Genomic DNA, 18,595 nt, shown 5'->3' with positions numbered 1-18,595 from the left:
GGGTATATGATGCAGGTTCTTCTCCATGTGGGAATGTCTGCTATTTTTGCGGGTGTAGTGGAATGTTTTCTGGTTTTTAACATCAGTTCCTATACCAGCTATCTTTATCAAATGGGAAATGATCATCCCATGGTACAGAGCTTTGCTTTTGCCAGCGTGGTAAGCATCCTGCTTTTTGTACTTTTGGGCATCGTTCTTTTTACGCTCTGCTTTCTTTTTCTGCAAAGGAAGACGGCAAGAGATATTGAAACTTTGGCGCAGGCGGTAAAGCAGATTTCCGCGGGAGATTTCAATACGGACATTTCCATTTCCGGAGAGGGAGAAATAGCCCATATTGCGGAGAGCATTCGTATGATGGAAGAAGAACTTTCGCGTCATATTGAAATGGAAAAGAGTAATGAGCAGTCGAAGACGGATTTAATTACCAATATTGCGCATGATTTGCGAACCCCGCTAACTTCTATTTTGGGCTATCTTGATTTAATCAAAAACAATCAATCCGCGAATGACGAGATGAAAGCGCATTACCTGGAAATTGTTTATAATAAAGCTCTTCGCTTGCAAAAGTTAATCGAAGAGCTTTTTGGCTTTACCAAACTATCCTATGGAAAAATGAATATGAAGCTTATCACCTTGGACTTGGTACAGCTTCTTTCTCAGCTCCTGGAGGAAAACTATCCGAATTTTGAAAAAAATGATTTAAGTTGTGATTTCAGTTCCAATGTAAAGTCGTTGTATATTGACGGAGACGGAGATCTTCTTTTCCGTTTGTTTGACAATTTAATCAGTAATGCCATCAAGTACGGTGCCGAAGGAAAGATGATCAAGCTTCGACTTAGAAAAGAAAAGCAATTTGTACGGGTTACGGTCTTAAATTTCGGCTACATCATTCCGGAAAAAGAACTGCCCTTACTTTTTGATAAATTTTACCGTGTGGAGTCCTCTCGTTCCCTTAGTACCGGCGGAACGGGACTCGGACTGGCAATTGTAAAGAATATTGCGGAAATGCATCACGGTTATGTGGAAGCGAAGTCAGACCTTTCCGGTACGCGGTTTATTGTTACTCTGCCACTCGAGTATCGGGATGAAAAGGCCCCCTTTGAGGGTGGAAAGAATCCGGAAGACAAAGAGAAGAAAAAGGCGTCTGAAGGACAGGGAGGAATGGAAAAGGGTTATTCCAAAGTATTACAGGACAAGCGAAAGCGGAAGAAAAAAAGAGGCGGAAGAGAGGAAGATGCTTTTGAAAAATCGTAGTTTTCTATTTATCTTTTTTTGTTTGTTTTTTCTTTTTTCGATAAAAGGCTATAGTGAAAATCTGAATTTAAGTCTGCAATACGGGATTCAAAATACCGCAAAAGCGGGACGGAGCCTGCCCTTGCAGATTACGGTTGAAAATGCGGAGGGAAGCACTTTTTCCGGAAATTTAAAGATTATTCTCGCTGAATCGGGAAAGCATATTGTGGAGTTTTCTTTTCCGCTTGTGGTAGAGGGAAAAAGCGTAAAAGAAATTGAGAAAAGTTTTATGTTACCTACGGGAGTAAATCAGCTGCTCCTGACGGTAGAGAACCTTTCTTCCGAACAAATTGCCTATAGACGTGTGGGACTGGATATTTCCGGGTCGGATGCGGAGCTTCTGATTGGCTCCCTGTCGCAAAACGGAGATACCATCAGCTTTTTACAGAATGCCAGAGTTAACGAAGGACTTCTAAAAACCAGAGTAATCAGCTTTACCGGAGACAGTTTTCCCAAGGAGGAAACGGACCTTTATCTCCTGGACTTACTTCTGATTCGTGATTTTGATCTTTTTAATTTGGATAAACAGCAACGAGACAGTTTAAAGCATTATGTTGAGCATGGCGGAGTGCTTTTGTTTTCTCTGTCGGAAAACGGCATGCAGACGCTTTCCGAAGATTTTTCATCCTATCTGGAAACACCTCTGGATTTTCAAGAGCGGACCCTTTTTCTTGCCAAGGAAAACGAAGGCGGAGAGGAAGAGGGAGAATCCTTGCTGGCTTCTCCGGTTTATTTGAAAGGAGGGAGGGAAGGGGCTTTTTCGGAGGGGAAAGCCTATCTTTCGGTTTATCCGATGGGGAACGGACTTTTGGCCGTGCTTGGCTATGATGTATTAAAATTGGAGCGTTACGCTACGGAAGATAGTGATTATGTAGGGAAGCTTTTTCTGGAAATCTATGGCCAGAATCGTTTAAATACTCTTTCTATTTCCGCATCGGAAAGGAGTCTGAAACAGTACTGGGACTTGGAAGAATTAATGAACCTTTCGGATTTATCCAAGCTTCCCTCCATTCCGCTGTATTTTTGTATTCTGCTACTCTACCTCATCGTAGTGGGGCCCGGACTGTATTTTTTCCTGCGTTCTCAAAATTCACTTCGTGTCTATAGACCGAGCATTGCCCTAATTTCTCTTTTTATGGTGCTGTTTATTTGGGTGCTTGGAATGGGAACCCGGATTAACGACAGCTTTATTTCTTATGTAAAGTTACTGCAACTGACGAAAGACAGTGTGGATGAGGAAAATTATATCAACTTCCGCTCCCCGAAAGAGCGTAACTTCTCCATGGAGATTCAGCCTGAGTATACCGTAAATCCTATCTTGAAAGGCGTGGATTATACAGGGGACTTAAGCGGCTTGGTGAAGGATTCGGGAGTGACCCGTACGGAAGTTTTACAGGAGAGAGACAAGTCTGCTATTGTCATTCATAAAGGTAGCGCGTTCAGTCCGCACTATTTCCTTTTGAACAAAAAGATACCGAATGATATCGGACAAATCGAAGGGAAAGTAAGTTATTTTTCGGGAGAGTTGTCCGGTGAAATTATAAATAATACGAACTATGTTCTTTCCGATGCTTTTATTCTCTTGTATGGAAGGGTAATCAAGCTGGGGAAACTGGAAAAGGGGCAGTCCATTGATGTCAGCATTGCCGAATCCATGCCTATGCCGGTGGGAGATTTTGATTATCTGAGTAATGCCCTTTTTACCGGAAACAGCAAAAACTTTATTCGTTTTATTCTGTCGGAGCAGATTCATTCTTATTTTCCGGATGCACGTTTTTATGCTTTAGCAAGAGAAGACGGAGTCAGCTTTACAGAAAACGGAGAAGGGGACAAAAAAATAGACAGGAAGAATTTCGAAAAATACGGATTCAGCATTGTGAATGCGTCCCTTGAGCTTAGTAGGGAGAAAGACGGTATTATAGAGTATAGTGCACTTTCGAGAGATCCTTCTGTTGATAGTGGAGAGTTTGATATGGCAACCAATACCATGAATCCCATGATCCCTTTGGAAATCCGTTATAATTTGGGAGAAGAGGAGGAAATCAGCGGAATTTCCTTTGAAATCATGGACATTTCCGGGAACAGCCTGTTAGCGAATTTTCAGGGAGATATGGCGATTTATAACAACAGCACGGGAGGCTACGACAGTATAGGAAGAAAGGAGGGAGTTTTAAGCGGAGATCGACTAAAGAAATATTTGACAGAAAAAAATGAATTAAAACTTCGCTTTGTTGCCAAAGAGTCAACGGCATCTCCTGAAATCAGACAATTGCTTCCCATGATAACCGTCAGCGCAAGGGAGGGAAGCGAATGATTCAATTTACAAATGTAAAGAAGAGCTTCGGAAACTACCTTGTTTTGGAAGATTTCTCACTGGAAGTGGAAACGGGACAGGTCTTTGGACTTTTGGGACTCTCCGACTCAGGGAAAACTACGGTATGTAAGCTTCTTACGGGGCTTTTGGCTTTGGATTCCGGAGAGATCCTGGTGGATGATATGAAAGCGGGTACCGGCGTCAGACGATTAAAAAGACGCTTGGGATATGTTCCGCAGGTCATGGGCTCTTATCCTAAAATGACTGTTTTTGAATTTTTACATTTTTTTGCATCCTGCTATCATCTGGAGGAAAGTAAAATAAGGGGAAGGATTCATATGCTCTTGGAACTTGCGGGAATTCGTTCCTGGGAGAATAGTCCTATGGAGGTCCTTCCGCGTGCCGTGATGCAGAAACTATCCATTGTGCGTGCCATGTTACACGAGCCGAAGATTCTGGTTTTGGACGATCCGATGATGTCTTTGGATCTACGGACCGTAGCGGAAATCAAGGAAATTCTTTTGGACTATGCCGAGGACGGAAGGACGGTATTTTTGACCGGTTCGGCACTGGGAGACTTTTCGGACCTCTGTACACATCTTAGCTTTTTGCATCAAGGCAGGGTAATCAGAAAAGGGGCGGTATCCAGAATATTTCAGGAAATCAGTGCTCAAAATCCGATTGTGATTCAGGTAGAGGGAAAGCGTACAGCTTTACTGAGTCTCTTAAAGGAAGATTATCGGGTGAAGTCGATTAGCCTTAAGGAAAATGAGATTCATATTCAATTTAAAGGGGATGCCAGGGAAGAGGCGGAGCTCCTGAAAAAGATAGTGGATACCGGCATTTTATTGCATTCCTTCTACAGGGAGGCGGGCAATATGGAAAATATTCTCGGAAAGGAAGATAAGGGAGAAAGGAGCCTGTTTTCATATGAATGAAAATCCGATTTGGACGAAAGATAATATGCTTTCCGATCGAAGTCTGTTTATGCCGATGCTGATTTCTTTTACAAATCTTGTTTTACTGATTTTGTTTATTGCAAATCTCTACTATATCTCTTTAAACGGATTGCAAACCGGTGAGATTCGGTATGCCGGTTTCCTGCAGATTTATTATTTTGTGGCAGCAGGTCTTTTTCTTTTTCTTTTGCTCTTAGCCCCGGCGATTACCGTATCCAGCCTGAGCACGGAAGAGGAAGAACATATGCTGGAACTTCTTTTGGAAACGGATTTGGACAGTAGAAGCATCATTTTCGGGAAGCTCTTTTCCGAGTTAAGTACTTTGGGAACGCTGCTTTTGTCCACCTTACCGTTTCTGGCAACCGTATTTATTTACGGAGGTGTGTCGAATTATTATTTATGCCTGTATTTTCTCGGATACGGGATATCCTGTGTCTTTTTAAGTTCGTTGGGCATTGCCTGCAGCGGCCTGGCAAAAAACAGCGTATATGCAACGATTTTTGCTTATGGAATCAGTTTTTTGCTGTATGGACTGCTTTTTTACGGGCTTTTCAGTCTGCAAAAGAACAGTTATTTCATTTATGCGACCATCCTTTCTTTCATTCTTTTGGGCTTGTTGAGTTTGCTCTGCCTCACCATAGGGAGAAAAACTTTGGACAAGCGCTATAACGGAAGAAATCTATAGTTTACAAAGGGAATGAATTAGGCTATTCTTTTTTCAAAATGAAAAGAAGGGGAAGACAGAAACCCTGCCATATAAGGGAAGTTTAGAGTAAAGGAGAGAAGAATGAATTATCAATCTACCAGAGGCGGAGAAAGAGGAGTGAGTCCCTCCTTGGCTATTGTAAAGGGACTTGCGAAAGACGGGGGACTGTTTGTTCCAAGTGAGATCCCCTCTCTTCCCTTGTCTGTTAGAGAACTTTCGGAGTTGAGTTATCAGGACCTGGCCTATGAGATTATGAAGTTGTATTTTACCGATTTTACCGAGGAGGAGCTTCGATACTGTATCAATAGTGCCTATGATACAAAATTTGATACGGAAGAGATTGCTCCGGTGGTAAAGAAGGGGGAGTACTATTATCTGGAACTTTTCCATGGAAGAACGCTGGCATTTAAAGATATGGCGCTTTCTATCCTGCCTTATCTTCTGAAGGTCAGTACACAAAAAAATGATATTCGGGAAAAAATCGTGATTTTAACAGCAACCTCCGGAGATACCGGTAAGGCGGCGCTGGAGGGCTTCTCCGATGTGGAAAATACGGAAATTATCGTATTTTACCCGAAAGACGGTGTTTCCAGTTTCCAGGAGCAGCAAATGAAGGTGCAAAGAGGGAAAAATACGCATGTAGCTGCCATTTTAGGGAATTTTGATGATGCGCAAAGCGGTGTTAAGCAGATTTTTGCAGATGAAGAGTATAGGGCGGAGCTTTTAAAACAGGGCTATCGTTTGTCTTCTGCAAACTCGATTAATATTGGACGTTTGGTCCCGCAGATTGTGTACTATGTCTATGCTTACGGACAACTCTTAAAGCGTGGAGAACTTTCTTCCGGAGAGGAACTCGCCGTTTCCGTTCCGACGGGGAATTTCGGGAATATTTTAGCGGCTTATTTTGCAAAGAAGATGGGGCTTCCGCTTGGAACATTGATTTGTGCGTCCAATGAAAATCGGGTTCTGACAGACTTTTTCCATACCGGAGTATATGATAAGAATCGCCCGTTCCATGTGACAAGTTCTCCTTCTATGGATATTTTGATTTCTTCCAATTTGGAGAGACTGCTTTATACGGTTCATGCGGATGAAAAGGATGTTGCTTCCTACATGGAGGACTTACGGGAAAGAGGCAGATATCAGGTTTCCGAAAATATTGAACAGAAGCTGGATGGAGAGTTTTACAGCGGTTCGGCAAGGGATGGCGAAGCCAGTGTAACTATTTTTCAGTGTTTTAAAGATTGCGCTTATATCTTGGATCCGCATACTGCAGTTGCAAAGTTTGTGGCGGACAATTATAGCTATAAAAGAGGAAAACAGGGGAAAACGCTTATTGTTTCTACGGCAAGTCCCTATAAATTCTCCCAGACCGTGCTGAAGGCTTTGAAGGAGCCGGTTCCGGAAGATGTATTCTCCGCTATTCGTGCCGTTTCTGAACTTTCGGGCGAGAAGATTCCGGATGCAGTGTTAGAAGTTATGGAAGGGGAAGTCAGACACAATACGGTTTGTATGGTGAAGGATATGAAGCTGACGATTTCACATTTCTTACTTTCCTAAGAATCAAAATTGTGCTACACTCACTCCGTATTGGAAAGATAATGGAGAGAGCGGATTAGTTTTCCGTTTAAGGAGGGAAAAAATGCTGGTAAATGCAAAAGAGATGTTGGATAAGGCGTTAGAGGGACATTATGCAGTACCTCATTTCAATATTAATAACTTGGAGTGGACAAAGGCGGTTCTTCTGGCTTGTGAGGAAGTGAAGTCTCCCGTTATTCTCGGCGTATCGGAAGGCGCCGGAAAGTATATGTGCGGTTTTGAAACGGTAACCGCCATGGTAAAAGCGATGGATAAGAGTTTGGGAATTACCGTTCCGGTAGCTTTGCATCTGGATCACGGCAGCTATGACGGATGTTTGGCTTGTATTAAGGCGGGATTTACTTCCATCATGTTTGACGGATCTCATTTCGGAATCGAAGAAAATGTTGAAAAGACAAAGGAACTGGTGGCTACAGCACATAAGGCGGGAATGTCCATTGAGGCCGAAGTCGGTGCTATCGGCGGAGAGGAAGACGGCGTTGTCGGCATGGGAGAATGTGCTGATCCGCAGGAATGTAAGAAGATTGCAGATTTGGGAGTAGACTTCCTGGCTGCAGGAATCGGAAATATTCACGGGATTTATCCGGAGAACTGGCAGGGGCTTTCCTTTGAAACTTTGGCAGCCATTAAAGCGGCTATCGGAGAGAACTTACCCTTGGTTCTGCATGGCGGTTCCGGTATTCCGGACGACCAGATCAAGAAAGCTATTTCTTTAGGTGTGTCAAAAATCAATGTCAATACAGAGTTGCAGCTTGTCTTTGCCAAGGCAACAAGAGAATATATTGAAGCAGGTTCCGACAAGAAGGGTAAGGGATACGATCCCAGAAAGCTTTTAAAGCCCGGATTTGATGCAATTATCGAAGAGTGTAAGGCAAAGATTGCCCTTTTCGGATGTGCAAATAAGGCGTAAGCGTTGTTTTTTTAGAAATCATTATTTTATCTTTGATTTTTTTGCGGTGTTGAAAGATTCTGTTTTCATGCTGCGAAATATTCATTCTTATTGCATGCCGTGCGCGAAGCGTACGGCATCTCCTTTATAAGGGCACTGACAGGAAAAGGAAGGAAAAGGCATGGATAATTTTTCAAAAAATGTTTTTCATGACGGAATGATGCGGGAGAGACTTCCGAAAAATGTCTATGTGAAATTGAAAAAGGCCATTCAAGAGGGAAATTCCTTAAGTCTTGAGCTTGCGGATGCCGTAGCGCAGGGAATGAAGGAGTGGGCGATTGAGCAGGGAGCTACGCATTATACACATTGGTTTCAGCCTTTGACGGGTATCACGGCGGAAAAACATGAAGCCTTCTTAAGCCCTGTGGGGGAGGGAAAGGTGATGCTCGAATTCTCCGGTAAGGAGCTGGTTCGTTCAGAAGCCGACGCCTCTTCTTTTCCATCAGGAGGTCTTCGGGCCACTTTTGAAGCAAGAGGCTATACGGTTTGGGATTGTACGAGTCCGGCCTTTTTAAGAAGAGAGGGAGAGACGGTTACACTTTGTATTCCCACTGCTTTCTGCTCTTATACCGGAGAAGCATTGGATAAAAAAACGCCTTTACTTCGCTCTATGGAAGCCATTAATCGGGAGGCACTACGTATTTTACGCCTGTTCGGTAATACCGGAAGTCGCTATGTAAAGCCCTCCGTAGGGGCAGAACAGGAGTATTTTCTCATAGATCGGGAAAAATACTTGAAAAGGAAGGATCTGGTTTATACTGGAAGAACACTTTTCGGCAGTATGCCGGCAAAGGGCCAGGAGCTCGATGATCATTACTACGGCATTATCCGAAAGAGAGTAGCTGAATTTATGCGGGACTTGGATGAGGAACTTTGGAGCCTCGGAGTACCGGTAAAGACGGAACATAATGAGGTTGCACCTTCCCAGCATGAGCTGGCTGTGGTTTATGAAGAGGCCAATATTTCTCTCGATCACAATCAACTGGTTATGGAAAGCCTGAAAAAGGTAGCTTCCCGACATGGTCTGGAGTGTCTTCTGCACGAAAAACCGTTTTCCGGTGTGAATGGATCCGGAAAACATAACAATTGGTCTCTTACCACGGATGACGGCATCAACCTGATGAATCCGGGAGAAAGTCCCCACGAAAATATACAGTTCCTTCTGGTACTCGCTTGTGTACTTGCGGCAGTGGATACACACAGTGAGCTTCTTCGTATGTCTGCTGCCAATGTCGGAAACGATCATCGACTGGGAGCTGATGAAGCACCGCCGGCGATTATTTCCTGCTTTATCGGAAGCCAGTTGCAGGGTGTGGTGGAGCAACTCATTGGAACAGGTTATGCGACGGCGTCTCAAAAGGGGAGAAGTTTAACGATGGGAGTGCGGGCGCTTCCGAATGTTCTCGCTGATGATACGGACCGAAACAGAACCTCTCCCTTTGCTTTTACCGGAAACAAGTTTGAATTCCGTATGCTGGGCTCCTCCGATTCCATTGCAAGTGCCAATATTATCTTAAACACGATTACGGCAGAGCAGTTCCAAAAGGCGGCAGACTTTCTGGAGAAGCAGGAAAATTTTCAGCTTGCGGTGCATGATTATATTAAGGAGCTTCTCACCAAGCATGAAAGAATTATTTTCAATGGAAACGGCTACGCGAAGGAGTGGATAGAAGAGGCCGAAAGAAGAGGCCTTCCGAACCTTTCCTCTACGGTACAGGCTTTTTCCGCTCTCAGTAAGAAAGAGGCTATTGCGCTTTTTTCCAAGTTTTCCATCTATACCGAGTCTGAACTTCTGAGTAGGGAACGGGTTGAGTATGAACATTATACGAAGGTGATTCATATTGAGGCGAGAGCCATGGTGAACATCAGCGGAAAACAGATTATTCCTGCAGCGGTTCAATATGTGGAGAAGTTGGCCTCTGCCCTTAAGCTTGTGAGAGAGGTTTCGAAGACTGCATCGACTTATGCGGAAGAGCGATTGTTGAATGAGACTTCCTCTCTTTTGGAGGAGATAGATAGACGGCGGGAAGAACTTTTAAGCAAATTGGAAAACTCCGGAGAAGGTGCTTCAGAGAAAGAAAAGGCTTTTTATGCCTATGAGACGATTGTTCCGGCTATGCAGGCACTCAGAAAGCCTTGTGATATTCTGGAAACCATTATGGATAAGAGCCTTTGGCCCTTCCCGAGCTATGGAGACCTCTTGTATGAGGTGTCTGAAATTTAGAAGCCATAGCCTGAAAACGGGATTTTGAAAAAATGAGCTATCTTGTGTTTTTGCATGCTGTTTTGCTATGCGTAAACGCAGAAAAATGAAAGTAGTACAGGACAAAAGCCTTCTTTTTTGTTATCATATTGTTCATGAAATATTATTGTTGTTTGAAAATGAACAGAATGGTTTAGGACATAGAAAAGGAGAAGAGATGAATTCCTGTGCTATTTTATTGCGAAATATTATGGAAAATCCTGATTTTAGCCAAAGACAGTTGGCAGAGAGAACAGGAATGTCTCTCGGGAAAGTGAATCGTTGTCTGAAAGATTGGGAAGAACAAGGCTATTTAAAAAAAACAAATGAATCCAAAGTAGAAGGCCGTTCCGTAATGCATAATGCCACCGAAAAACAGAGCCATGCAGAAAAGCGAATTAAAAAGGGGCAGTCACGAATTCTTACAGAAAAAGGAAAGGCTTTTTTAGAGGCGAATAAGGTAGATGCGGCTCTTATCCTGGCGGCAGGCTTTGGTTCCCGCTTTGTGCCCTTAACTTATGAATGCCCGAAGGGGCTCCTGGAGGTCTTCGGCGAAAGAATGGTAGAGCGGCAGATTAAGCAGCTTCATGAGGTAGGAATTTACGACATTACGATTGTTGTGGGCTATCTGAAGGAAAAATTCGACTACTTAATTGACGCCTACGGAGTGAAGCTTTTGTATAATCCCGAGTATTCTGTGAAGAATACGCTCGGGACACTTTATCATGCAAGAAAAGCCATGGAGGGGAAGAACTTTTATATCCTTTCTTCCGATAACTGGATGCGGGAAAATATGTACCATAGCGTGGAACCCCTTTCCTGGTACGCGGCGAGCTTTATGGAGGGAGAGACCAAGGAGTGGGTTTTACATTGCGCGAAGGACGGACAAATAAAAAGCGTAGAGGTTGGAGGTGAAAATGCCTATTGCATGTACGGCCCGGTATTTCTGAAGAAGGAATTTTTTTCCGCTTTTCTGCCCTACCTGGTGGAATACTACCATAAACCGGGAACGGAGGACTTTTACTGGGAAGATGTCCTTCGTCTGACCTTAAAGCATTTACCTCCGATTTATCGGAATGAGCAGAAGGATGGACAGATTTACGAATTTGAAAATCTGGAAGAGTTACGTGCCTTCGACGAGAAATACAATCACAGCTCCGGTTCGGAAGCCATGGAACTGATTTCTGCCGTTTTCCATATCCCTGAGTGCGAAATCGTGAAGCTTCGCTGTCTGAAGGCCGGTATGACCAATCAATCCTTCCTTTTTCGGATCCATAAAGAGAGTAGGAATAAGGACTATGCCGGAAAGGACTTTATCTGCCGCATCCCGGGGGTGGGAACGGGGAAGCTCATTAATCGAAAAGAAGAGGAAGAAATTTACCGTATTGTAAAGGATTTGCATATTACCGAGGAGCTCCTCTACTTTAATCCGGAAAACGGTTATAAAATTTCACGCTACTATGAAGAGGCAAGAAATGCGGACTTTTCAAAGCAGGAAGAGAGAAGAGCCTGCATGAAGCAGTTACTGAAACTTCATGAGGGAAAGAAAACAGTGGGTCATCCCTTCTCTTTAAGGGAAGGATTAGCGTATTATGAAGCGATTTGTCTGGAAGGAGGGGGAGAAATTCCCTATCAGGATTACGAAAAAATAAAGCCGGATAGAGAAAAAATGCTTTCGTTTACGGAGAAATCCAATCCTCCTCTTTGTCTTTGTCATATTGACGCAGTACAGGACAACTTCATTTTTACAAAAGAGGGCGTGAAAATGATTGACTGGGAATATGCAGGTATGGCGGATCCTTTACTGGATATTGCGATGGGAGCAATTTATTCCTATATGGACTTTCAAGAAGCGAAGGGCTTGCTGGAGGACTATCTCTTAGCGGCAGAAGGGGAGAAAGTGGCAGAACCTCTGCTTCTTCACGGTAGAACGAAAGAACAATTGGAAAAACTTTTGATTGCCTACATGGGGCTTTCCGGTCTCCTTTGGAGCCTGTGGTGCGCCTATAAGATGCGAAAGGGGCAGGAATTCGGAGAATACAGCTTGAAAATGCTTCGTTACTTTAAGGAGGCAAAGAAAACTTTGGGGCTGTAAAAGACTTTTTATGTAAAACGGGATATCGTGTATAGGCGCACGATATCTCGTTTTGTGAACTTTAGAAGCTTATAGTAAGGCTGAAAAAGGTCGATGAAAAAAAGAATTCTATTTACTAAAAGCAAAATTAAGAACAATTATTTATCTTGTTTTTCTTTGAAAAAGAAGTAAAATAGATTATAAAAGCAGAAATGCTTAAGAGCGATTAAAAATCAAGGAGGATTCCCATGGCAAAAACAATTTTAGTAGGAGCAAATCACGCAGGAACGGCCTGCGCAAACACCATTCTGTCTTATCCCAATCAGGAGCTTACCATTTATGACCAGAACAGCAACATTTCCTTTTTAGGATGTGGAATGGCTCTCTGGATTGGAGAGCAGATTCATTCGGGAGACGGTTTGTTTTATGCAAAGCCCGAGAATTTCCTGGCAAAGGGAGCAAAGGTAAACATGGAATCGCAGGTCCTTTCCGTGGATTACGACAAGAAGACCGTTAAGGTACAGCTTAAAGACGGACAGGTGATTGAAGATCACTACGACAATTTGGTTTTTGCGACAGGATCTATCCCCAACAGAATTCCGGTAAAGGGCTTTGATTTGGAGAATGTGCAGATGGTAAAGCTTTACCAAAATGCACAAGAAGTCATTGAAAAGCTGAAGAACAAGGGCGAGTTCAAGAAAGTATGTGTTCTTGGAGGAGGCTATATCGGTGTGGAGCTTGCAGAAGCCTTCCAGCGTCTTGGCTTGGAAGTAACCTTAATTGATATGGTGGATCGTATTCTTGCAGGCTATTTTGATGCTCCTTTCTCCGATGAGTTAAAGAACAGAATGGAAGAGCACGGCATTAAGCTGGCTTTGGGTGAGAAGGTAGAAGAGTTCTTAGGAGAAGGCAAGGTATCCGGCGTTAAGACCGATAAGGGTGTATATGATGCGGATATGGTCATCTGTGCAGTGGGCTTCAAACCGAATGCGAGCTTAGGAGCAGACCACTTAAAGCTGTATGCAAACGGCGCTTATCTGGTAAACAGAAAGCAGCAGACCAGCGATCCTTCCGTTTATGCCATCGGAGACTGTGCAAGCCTTTATGATAATGCAAGAGGTAGAGAAAACTATATCGCCTTAGCTACCAATGCGGTACGTTCCGGCGTTGTAGCAGGCCATAACATTTGCGGAACTCCTGTAGAAAGCTTAGGTGTTCAGGGCTCCAGTGCTTTAGGAATCTACGGCTATAAGCTCTCCTGCACCGGACTTTCCTTAGCGGCGGCGGAGAGAGAAGGCATGTCTGTATCCTATGAGGATTATGAGGACACTCAGTTCCCTGCATTCATGGAAGTGGAGAATCCGAAGGTCAAGATTCGAATTGTTTACAAGAAAGATGATAAGAAGATTGTGGGCTGCCAGTTAGGATCCAGCTACGATGCAACGGCCATTATTCATTTCTTCTCTCTGGCTATTCAGAAGGGATTGACCATGGCGGAGCTTCCCTTGGTAGATCTGTTCTTTATGCCGCACTTTAATCAGCCGTATAACTATGTGACCATGGCAGGATTGCAGTGGCTTAATAAAGAGTTGGGCTTAAAGGGCTAAGATTCCTATTGTGCTGAAAGGAAAAATAATTCGCGGTATTTTTTATAAATATAATACACCTGAAAGTGCTCGGACTATTTACGTCTGAGCATTTTTTCTTGAAACATTTTTGGAAGGAAAGAATTTGAAAATAGAAAAAAGCATTAAAAGGAGAAAAAATTCGTATAATTGTTAAGGAAAAGTAAGAGCTTAGTATAGAAATTTGAAAGCAAGCTATGCTATAGTTTAGAAAAGACGAAAATGGGCAGTTTTCTAAGGAAAAAGAGAGCTGCTTTTTTCATAGCCTTGTAATGAATCCGCTTTAAAGGGAGGAAAATATGAATTTAGGAAAAAGATTCGGTTTGAAAGCATTGGCGTTAGGACTTTGCATCGCCAGTCTTTCGATGACGGCTTTAGCCGCAGGTTGGGGACAGGAAAAAGGAAAATATTATTTTATTGATCCGAAGAATAATGAAAAGGTTAGCGGAAAGTGGATCCACACTTCCTCCGGGTACTATTATATCGGTGCAGATACCTATATGGTGACCGGCTGGAAGAAGATCAATAATTCTTGGCATTATTTTCGCCCGTCGGGACTGATGGTGACCGGCTGGAGAGAGGTGGACAAGCTGTGGTATTATCTGAAGTCCGATGGAACCATGCAGACCGGTTGGTTAAAATTACAGAAGGACGGGAAGGATGTCTGGTATTATCTGAAGGCTTCCGGAGCGATGGCAACGGGCTGGAGAAAGATTTCCGACAAATGGTATTACTTTAATCCGGAAGACGGTTCTTTAGTGATGCAGAAATGGCTTAAGATTTCCGATAAGTGGTATTACTTCGGTTCTGACGGTGCAATGCAGAGCGGTTGGTTGAATCTGAATGGAGAGTACTACTATCTTTCCTCGACGAATGGCAATATGGAAACCGGTTGGAAGACCGATACCGACGGAAACAAGTACTACATGGATTTAGGAAACGGAAAGATGTCTACTGGCTGGAAGCAGATTGAGAATGCTTGGTATTATTTCTTAAATAACGGAAAGATGGTAAAAGGTTGGCTGAAAGAGAAGAGTCATTATTACTATCTGGAAGACGGCAAGATGCTTGTAAATACCACGGTAACCTTGGATGGACGCAGTTTCAGCTTTAATGAATACGGTGTATGTACTTCGGATACTTCCAATCTGAACTTTACAGAGGCAAATACCCAGAATAACAACAATAACAACAACAATAGCAACAACAGTCAGGGGCCAGGAGCGGCAGGACCCGGCGTGACCGGTCCCGGAGGAAACAGCAGTACCGAATCAAATACGAGTCCGAACCCAAACGCAAACCAGAGCAGTTCTGATGGACCGAGTGCGCAGGGACCGTCCGGAACGAGTCCCAACGCTTCTTCCGGCGGAACAATACAGCCGGGAAGTACTACCGGACCGCAATAGATATGCTTTAGAGAAAAAAGAGGCTTGCCCTCTTTTTTTCTATGTAATAAAATTTCTTCACATAAAGGGTACAGAGAAGCTGGGAGGAATTGCATATGCTGGACGATTATATGGAAGCAAAAAAATTGGGAGATCGAGCTTACAGAAATGCTCTTCTTTTCGGACAGGCGCCGTATCTGGAGGCCTTGGACGAGAGACTGGGAAAAGAGGATATACAGGGCGAAAATGTCTTGGGACTGTTGGAAATTCCCTTGCAAGATATAGCCGGCACGAAAACCAAGGCCAGACAGCAGTCCTTTGCCAGAAATTTTATGCCGATACTCAGTCCTAAAACGGAATTTGCTTCGAAGTGGGCCAATCTTTTCGATTCCATTACGGAGGAAGGGGTTCGGGAACCTATTCTGGTCTATGAGTATATGTATCGGTTTTATGTACAGGAAGGGAATAAGCGTGTTTCCGTAAGCCGTTACAATAAGGCGGTTTCCATTCCTGCAAAGGTCATTCGAATCTTGCCGAAGCGAACGGAAGAGAAGGAGAATAAGCTGTATTATGAGTTTGTAGATTTTTATAAATCTTCCGGACTCTACGGCATTTACTTTTCGGAGCCGGGAGCTTATGAGCGTTTTTCTCAGTTTTTGGGAATGAAAAATGGAGAAATTTGGTCTTCCGAACTCTGCAAGGATGTGCGTGCGGCATTCTCCCGTTTTTCGGATTTATACTTTGCAATGGGGGGAAGAAGGCTTGAAAACACGGTGGGGGATGCCTTTTTTCTTTATATTTCGGTATATGGGATTCAATCCATTTTGGAAAATGCTACGGATAAAATTCGAGAAAATCTGGAAAAGCTCTGGAATGAATTTAAGAAATCGGCCGGAGAAGTAGTTTTGATACAAAATCCGGAGGAAATGAAGAAGGAAAGCAATTTCTTCACCGTTTTTTCGGGAGGAAGTTTATCCGGTGTGAAAAAAGAGTTAAAAATAGCCTTTTTATACGAAAGAAGTGTAGAAAGCTCTACCTGGGCTTATGCACATGAACTCGGAAGAAACTATATCCAGGATCGATTTAAAGAACAGGTAGAGAGTAGAGCCATGGAAAACTGCAGTACGGATGAAGAGGTCCGTGCGGCAATTGAAGAGGCTGTCGCTTGGGGAGCCAGACTCATTTTTACGACCGCTCCTTTTATGGCGCAGGAGAGTATTAAACTGGCCCTTAAGTATCCGGATGTTTCTATCCTAAATTGTTCGGTTAATACTTCATATAATTCGATCCGAACCTATTATGGCCGAATGTATGAGGCCAAGTTCCTTATGGGGGCGCTTGCCGCCTCTGTTTCCGATGGAAATGATTTAGGCTATGTGGAACAGTTCCCTCTTTACGGCACACTGGCAAATATCAACGCCTTTGCCATCGGCGCGCAGTTTATCAATCCCTGGAGCAGGGTTCACCTGTCCTGGAGCGGTTTACAGAATGCGGATTGGAAGGCTGTATTTCAGTCTAAGGGCATTCACGTGATTTCGGGGCCGGAGTTTGCAAAGCCATCCGAGCGTAGTAGAGAGTTCGGCTTGTATTTAAATTTAGACGGAGAAGTACAATCCAATATTGCGGTTTCTATCTACAACTGGGGAAGGTATTATGAATTGATTTTACATTCCTTCCTGGAGGGCTCCTACCATAGTAACAATCTGGCAAAAAGCTATAGTGCGCTAAACTATTATTACGGTTTGAAAGAGGGGGTAATCGATGTGATTCTTTCTCGAAACCTGAGCTACTCTTCGAAGAAACTGGTGTCTATTTTGGAAAAAGAAATTAAGGAAGGAAGCCTCTTGCCGTTTTCCGGAGAAATTCACAGTCAGCGGGAAAAAATCCATAGCGAGGGGACAGAAAGTCTGGAAATGGAAGAAATTGTGGATATGCGTTGGTTAAATGACAATGTTTTGGGAGAAATTCCTCCTTTGGAAGCTTTTACGAAGGAATCACAGGAAGCTATACTTTCAGGAGGATTCCTATTATGAAAATTCTTTGCATAGCGGATGAAGAGAACAGAGGCCTTTGGGACCATTTTCAGAAAGAAAAACTGGAGGGAATTGACCTGATTCTCTCTGCAGGAGATTTGAGTTCGGACTATCTGCAGTTTTTGGTTACCATGGGGCGAGCCCCGCTTCTCTATGTACACGGAAATCATGATGAGTCCTATTCGTTTAAGCCTCCCCTGGGTTGCGAGTCGGTAGAGGACCGAGTATATGATTTTAAAGGCTTGCGCATTTTGGGGCTGGGAGGCGCTCCATGGTATAAACCGGGAAGCTTTATGTATTCGGAAGATGATATGAAAAGGCGGATTAACAAAGTGAAAAAGGACATTTTGTTAAAAAACGGCTTTGATATTCTGCTTACCCATTCGCCGGTACGAGGTTACGGAGATATGGAAGATCCTGCTCATAGGGGGTTTTGTGCTTTTGAAGAATTATTGCAGAAGTACAAACCCAAATATATGATTCACGGGCATGTTCACGGGAATTACGGCAGTGCTTTTAAGCGGGAGCTTCAGCACAGTAGCGGGACGAGGATCATCAATGCTTATGATAAGTTTGTATTGGATATCGAAGAGCATGAGTATCCGAGGGAGGGAAAGACAGGTTCCCTTCTCTATGATTTATACAAGCAAATGAAGGGAAAGAAGGAGTAAAGTAAGCTATGATTGAAAATGATTGGGCGGAAAAGCTGCAGGGAGAGTATAAAAAGCCTTATTACCGAAAGCTATACAATACGGTCGTAAAGGAATATAAGGAACAACAGGTTTTTCCGAAAAGCGGAGATATTTTCAAAGCCTATGATCTTTGCCCCTTTCACAAGCTGAAGGTTGTTATTCTTGGGCAGGATCCTTATCACAATGTAGGACAGGCGCAGGGTTTGTCCTTTTCCGTACAGAAAGGGATTGCTCTTCCCCCTTCCTTACAAAATATTTTCAAAGAGCTGCAGGATGACCTTTCTTATCCGATTCCAAAGAGCGGAGACTTGAGTCACTGGGCTGAGCAGGGCGTTCTGCTGTTAAATACTGTTCTCACGGTACGTGCCCATCAGGCTTTTTCCCATAGAGGAATAGGCTGGGAGGAGTTTACCGATGCCACGATAAGAGCAATAGAAGAAAAAGAAGAGCCGGTGGTCTATATTCTTTGGGGAAGCCCCGCGCAAAAGAAGAGAGCTATGATTCACCAGAAGAAAAGGCTGATTTTAACGGCACCGCATCCCAGCCCATTGAGCGCATATCGCGGATTCTTCGGATCCAGGCCTTTTTCAAAATGCAATGCCTATCTGGAACAGGAGGGGCTTAGTCCGATAGATTGGCGTTTATCGGATGAGTAGTGCCGAGGAAAGCATTTTCAATTTTGTAGGATTATACGGTAGTCCGTGTTTTACGGTTTGATACGGAA

The 18,595-nt window shown here is 43.5% G+C and carries 13 protein-coding genes; all 13 read left to right on the top strand.

The window, feature by feature from the left end; all coding sequences use genetic code 11:
• The first annotated feature begins 6 nt into the window (after window positions 1-6).
• The 13 genes from HMPREF9124_RS08250 to HMPREF9124_RS08190 all read left to right on the top strand — a co-directional run bounded on the left by HMPREF9124_RS08250 (window position 7) and on the right by HMPREF9124_RS08190 (window position 18,527).
• The gene (locus tag HMPREF9124_RS08250; protein ID WP_009429530.1) at window positions 7-1,254 is read left to right on the top strand and encodes a sensor histidine kinase; all 1,248 of its coding nucleotides are present in this window, start codon (window positions 7-9) and stop codon (window positions 1,252-1,254) included.
• Window positions 1,235-3,607, top strand: a complete 2,373-nt coding sequence (locus HMPREF9124_RS08245; RefSeq protein ID WP_036597763.1) for a hypothetical protein — start codon at window positions 1,235-1,237, stop codon at window positions 3,605-3,607. The genes HMPREF9124_RS08250 and HMPREF9124_RS08245 overlap by 20 nt, the downstream gene beginning before the upstream one ends.
• The gene (locus tag HMPREF9124_RS08240; protein WP_009429534.1) at window positions 3,604-4,545 is read left to right on the top strand and encodes an ABC transporter ATP-binding protein; all 942 of its coding nucleotides are present in this window, start codon (window positions 3,604-3,606) and stop codon (window positions 4,543-4,545) included. Before HMPREF9124_RS08245 ends, HMPREF9124_RS08240 begins: the two co-directional genes overlap by 4 nt.
• Complete coding sequence (locus HMPREF9124_RS08235; RefSeq protein WP_009429092.1) at window positions 4,538-5,251, top strand: ABC transporter permease; 714 nt, start codon at window positions 4,538-4,540, stop codon at window positions 5,249-5,251. Before HMPREF9124_RS08240 ends, HMPREF9124_RS08235 begins: the two co-directional genes overlap by 8 nt.
• 102 nt (window positions 5,252-5,353) lie before the next feature.
• On the top strand, window positions 5,354-6,832 hold the full coding sequence (gene thrC / locus HMPREF9124_RS08230) for a threonine synthase (protein ID WP_009429843.1): 1,479 nt from the start codon (window positions 5,354-5,356) through the stop codon (window positions 6,830-6,832).
• An 82-nt stretch (window positions 6,833-6,914) separates the two neighbouring features.
• Complete coding sequence (gene fba, locus HMPREF9124_RS08225) at window positions 6,915-7,781, top strand: class II fructose-1,6-bisphosphate aldolase (RefSeq protein ID WP_009429654.1); 867 nt, start codon at window positions 6,915-6,917, stop codon at window positions 7,779-7,781.
• Window positions 7,782-7,941: 160 nt separating this feature from the next.
• Window positions 7,942-10,044, top strand: a complete 2,103-nt coding sequence (locus tag HMPREF9124_RS08220; RefSeq protein ID WP_009428184.1) for a glutamine synthetase III family protein — start codon at window positions 7,942-7,944, stop codon at window positions 10,042-10,044.
• 196 nt (window positions 10,045-10,240) lie between these two features.
• Window positions 10,241-12,157 (top strand): sugar phosphate nucleotidyltransferase, encoded by a 1,917-nt coding sequence (locus tag HMPREF9124_RS08215; protein ID WP_036597760.1) that lies wholly within the window; start codon window positions 10,241-10,243, stop codon window positions 12,155-12,157.
• 227 nt (window positions 12,158-12,384) lie between these two features.
• Window positions 12,385-13,743, top strand: coding sequence for a H2O-forming NADH oxidase (gene nox, locus HMPREF9124_RS08210; RefSeq protein WP_009429247.1), 1,359 nt, complete (start codon window positions 12,385-12,387; stop codon window positions 13,741-13,743).
• 317 nt (window positions 13,744-14,060) lie between these two features.
• Window positions 14,061-15,167, top strand: a complete 1,107-nt coding sequence (locus HMPREF9124_RS08205) for a cell wall-binding protein (RefSeq protein ID WP_009429761.1) — start codon at window positions 14,061-14,063, stop codon at window positions 15,165-15,167.
• Window positions 15,168-15,262: 95 nt separating this feature from the next.
• A complete protein-coding gene (locus tag HMPREF9124_RS08200; RefSeq protein WP_009429289.1) occupies window positions 15,263-17,179 on the top strand; it encodes a BMP family ABC transporter substrate-binding protein in 1,917 nt (638 codons plus the stop codon).
• Window positions 17,176-17,850, top strand: a complete 675-nt coding sequence (locus tag HMPREF9124_RS08195) for a metallophosphoesterase family protein (RefSeq protein WP_009429789.1) — start codon at window positions 17,176-17,178, stop codon at window positions 17,848-17,850. The genes HMPREF9124_RS08200 and HMPREF9124_RS08195 overlap by 4 nt, the downstream gene beginning before the upstream one ends.
• A gap of 8 nt (window positions 17,851-17,858) precedes the next feature.
• On the top strand, window positions 17,859-18,527 hold the full coding sequence (locus tag HMPREF9124_RS08190) for a uracil-DNA glycosylase (protein ID WP_009429660.1): 669 nt from the start codon (window positions 17,859-17,861) through the stop codon (window positions 18,525-18,527).
• Window positions 18,528-18,595 lie beyond the last annotated feature (68 nt).

Source organism: Oribacterium sp. oral taxon 108 str. F0425, assembly GCF_000214455.1.
Classification (GTDB): Bacteria; Bacillota; Clostridia; order Lachnospirales; family Lachnospiraceae; genus Oribacterium; species Oribacterium asaccharolyticum.
Note: the sequence above shows the minus strand (reverse complement) of the source record. Positions and strands in the feature narration are given on the sequence as shown.

Excerpts from the sequence above, each read along its gene's own strand:
- nox (WP_009429247.1), top strand. The coding sequence starts at position 12,385 with ATGGCAAAAACAATTTTAGTAGGAGCAAATCACGCAGGAACGGCCTGC.
- HMPREF9124_RS08215 (WP_036597760.1), top strand. The coding sequence starts at position 10,241 with ATGAATTCCTGTGCTATTTTATTGCGAAATATTATGGAAAATCCTGAT.
- HMPREF9124_RS08235 (WP_009429092.1), top strand. The coding sequence starts at position 4,538 with ATGAATGAAAATCCGATTTGGACGAAAGATAATATGCTTTCCGATCGA.
- HMPREF9124_RS08190 (WP_009429660.1), top strand. The coding sequence starts at position 17,859 with ATGATTGAAAATGATTGGGCGGAAAAGCTGCAGGGAGAGTATAAAAAG.
- HMPREF9124_RS08195 (WP_009429789.1), top strand. The coding sequence starts at position 17,176 with ATGAAAATTCTTTGCATAGCGGATGAAGAGAACAGAGGCCTTTGGGAC.
- HMPREF9124_RS08205 (WP_009429761.1), top strand. The coding sequence starts at position 14,061 with ATGAATTTAGGAAAAAGATTCGGTTTGAAAGCATTGGCGTTAGGACTT.
- fba (WP_009429654.1), top strand. The coding sequence starts at position 6,915 with ATGCTGGTAAATGCAAAAGAGATGTTGGATAAGGCGTTAGAGGGACAT.
- HMPREF9124_RS08200 (WP_009429289.1), top strand. The coding sequence starts at position 15,263 with ATGCTGGACGATTATATGGAAGCAAAAAAATTGGGAGATCGAGCTTAC.
- HMPREF9124_RS08245 (WP_036597763.1), top strand. The coding sequence starts at position 1,235 with ATGCTTTTGAAAAATCGTAGTTTTCTATTTATCTTTTTTTGTTTGTTT.
- HMPREF9124_RS08240 (WP_009429534.1), top strand. The coding sequence starts at position 3,604 with ATGATTCAATTTACAAATGTAAAGAAGAGCTTCGGAAACTACCTTGTT.
- HMPREF9124_RS08220 (WP_009428184.1), top strand. The coding sequence starts at position 7,942 with ATGGATAATTTTTCAAAAAATGTTTTTCATGACGGAATGATGCGGGAG.
- HMPREF9124_RS08250 (WP_009429530.1), top strand. The coding sequence starts at position 7 with ATGATGCAGGTTCTTCTCCATGTGGGAATGTCTGCTATTTTTGCGGGT.
- thrC (WP_009429843.1), top strand. The coding sequence starts at position 5,354 with ATGAATTATCAATCTACCAGAGGCGGAGAAAGAGGAGTGAGTCCCTCC.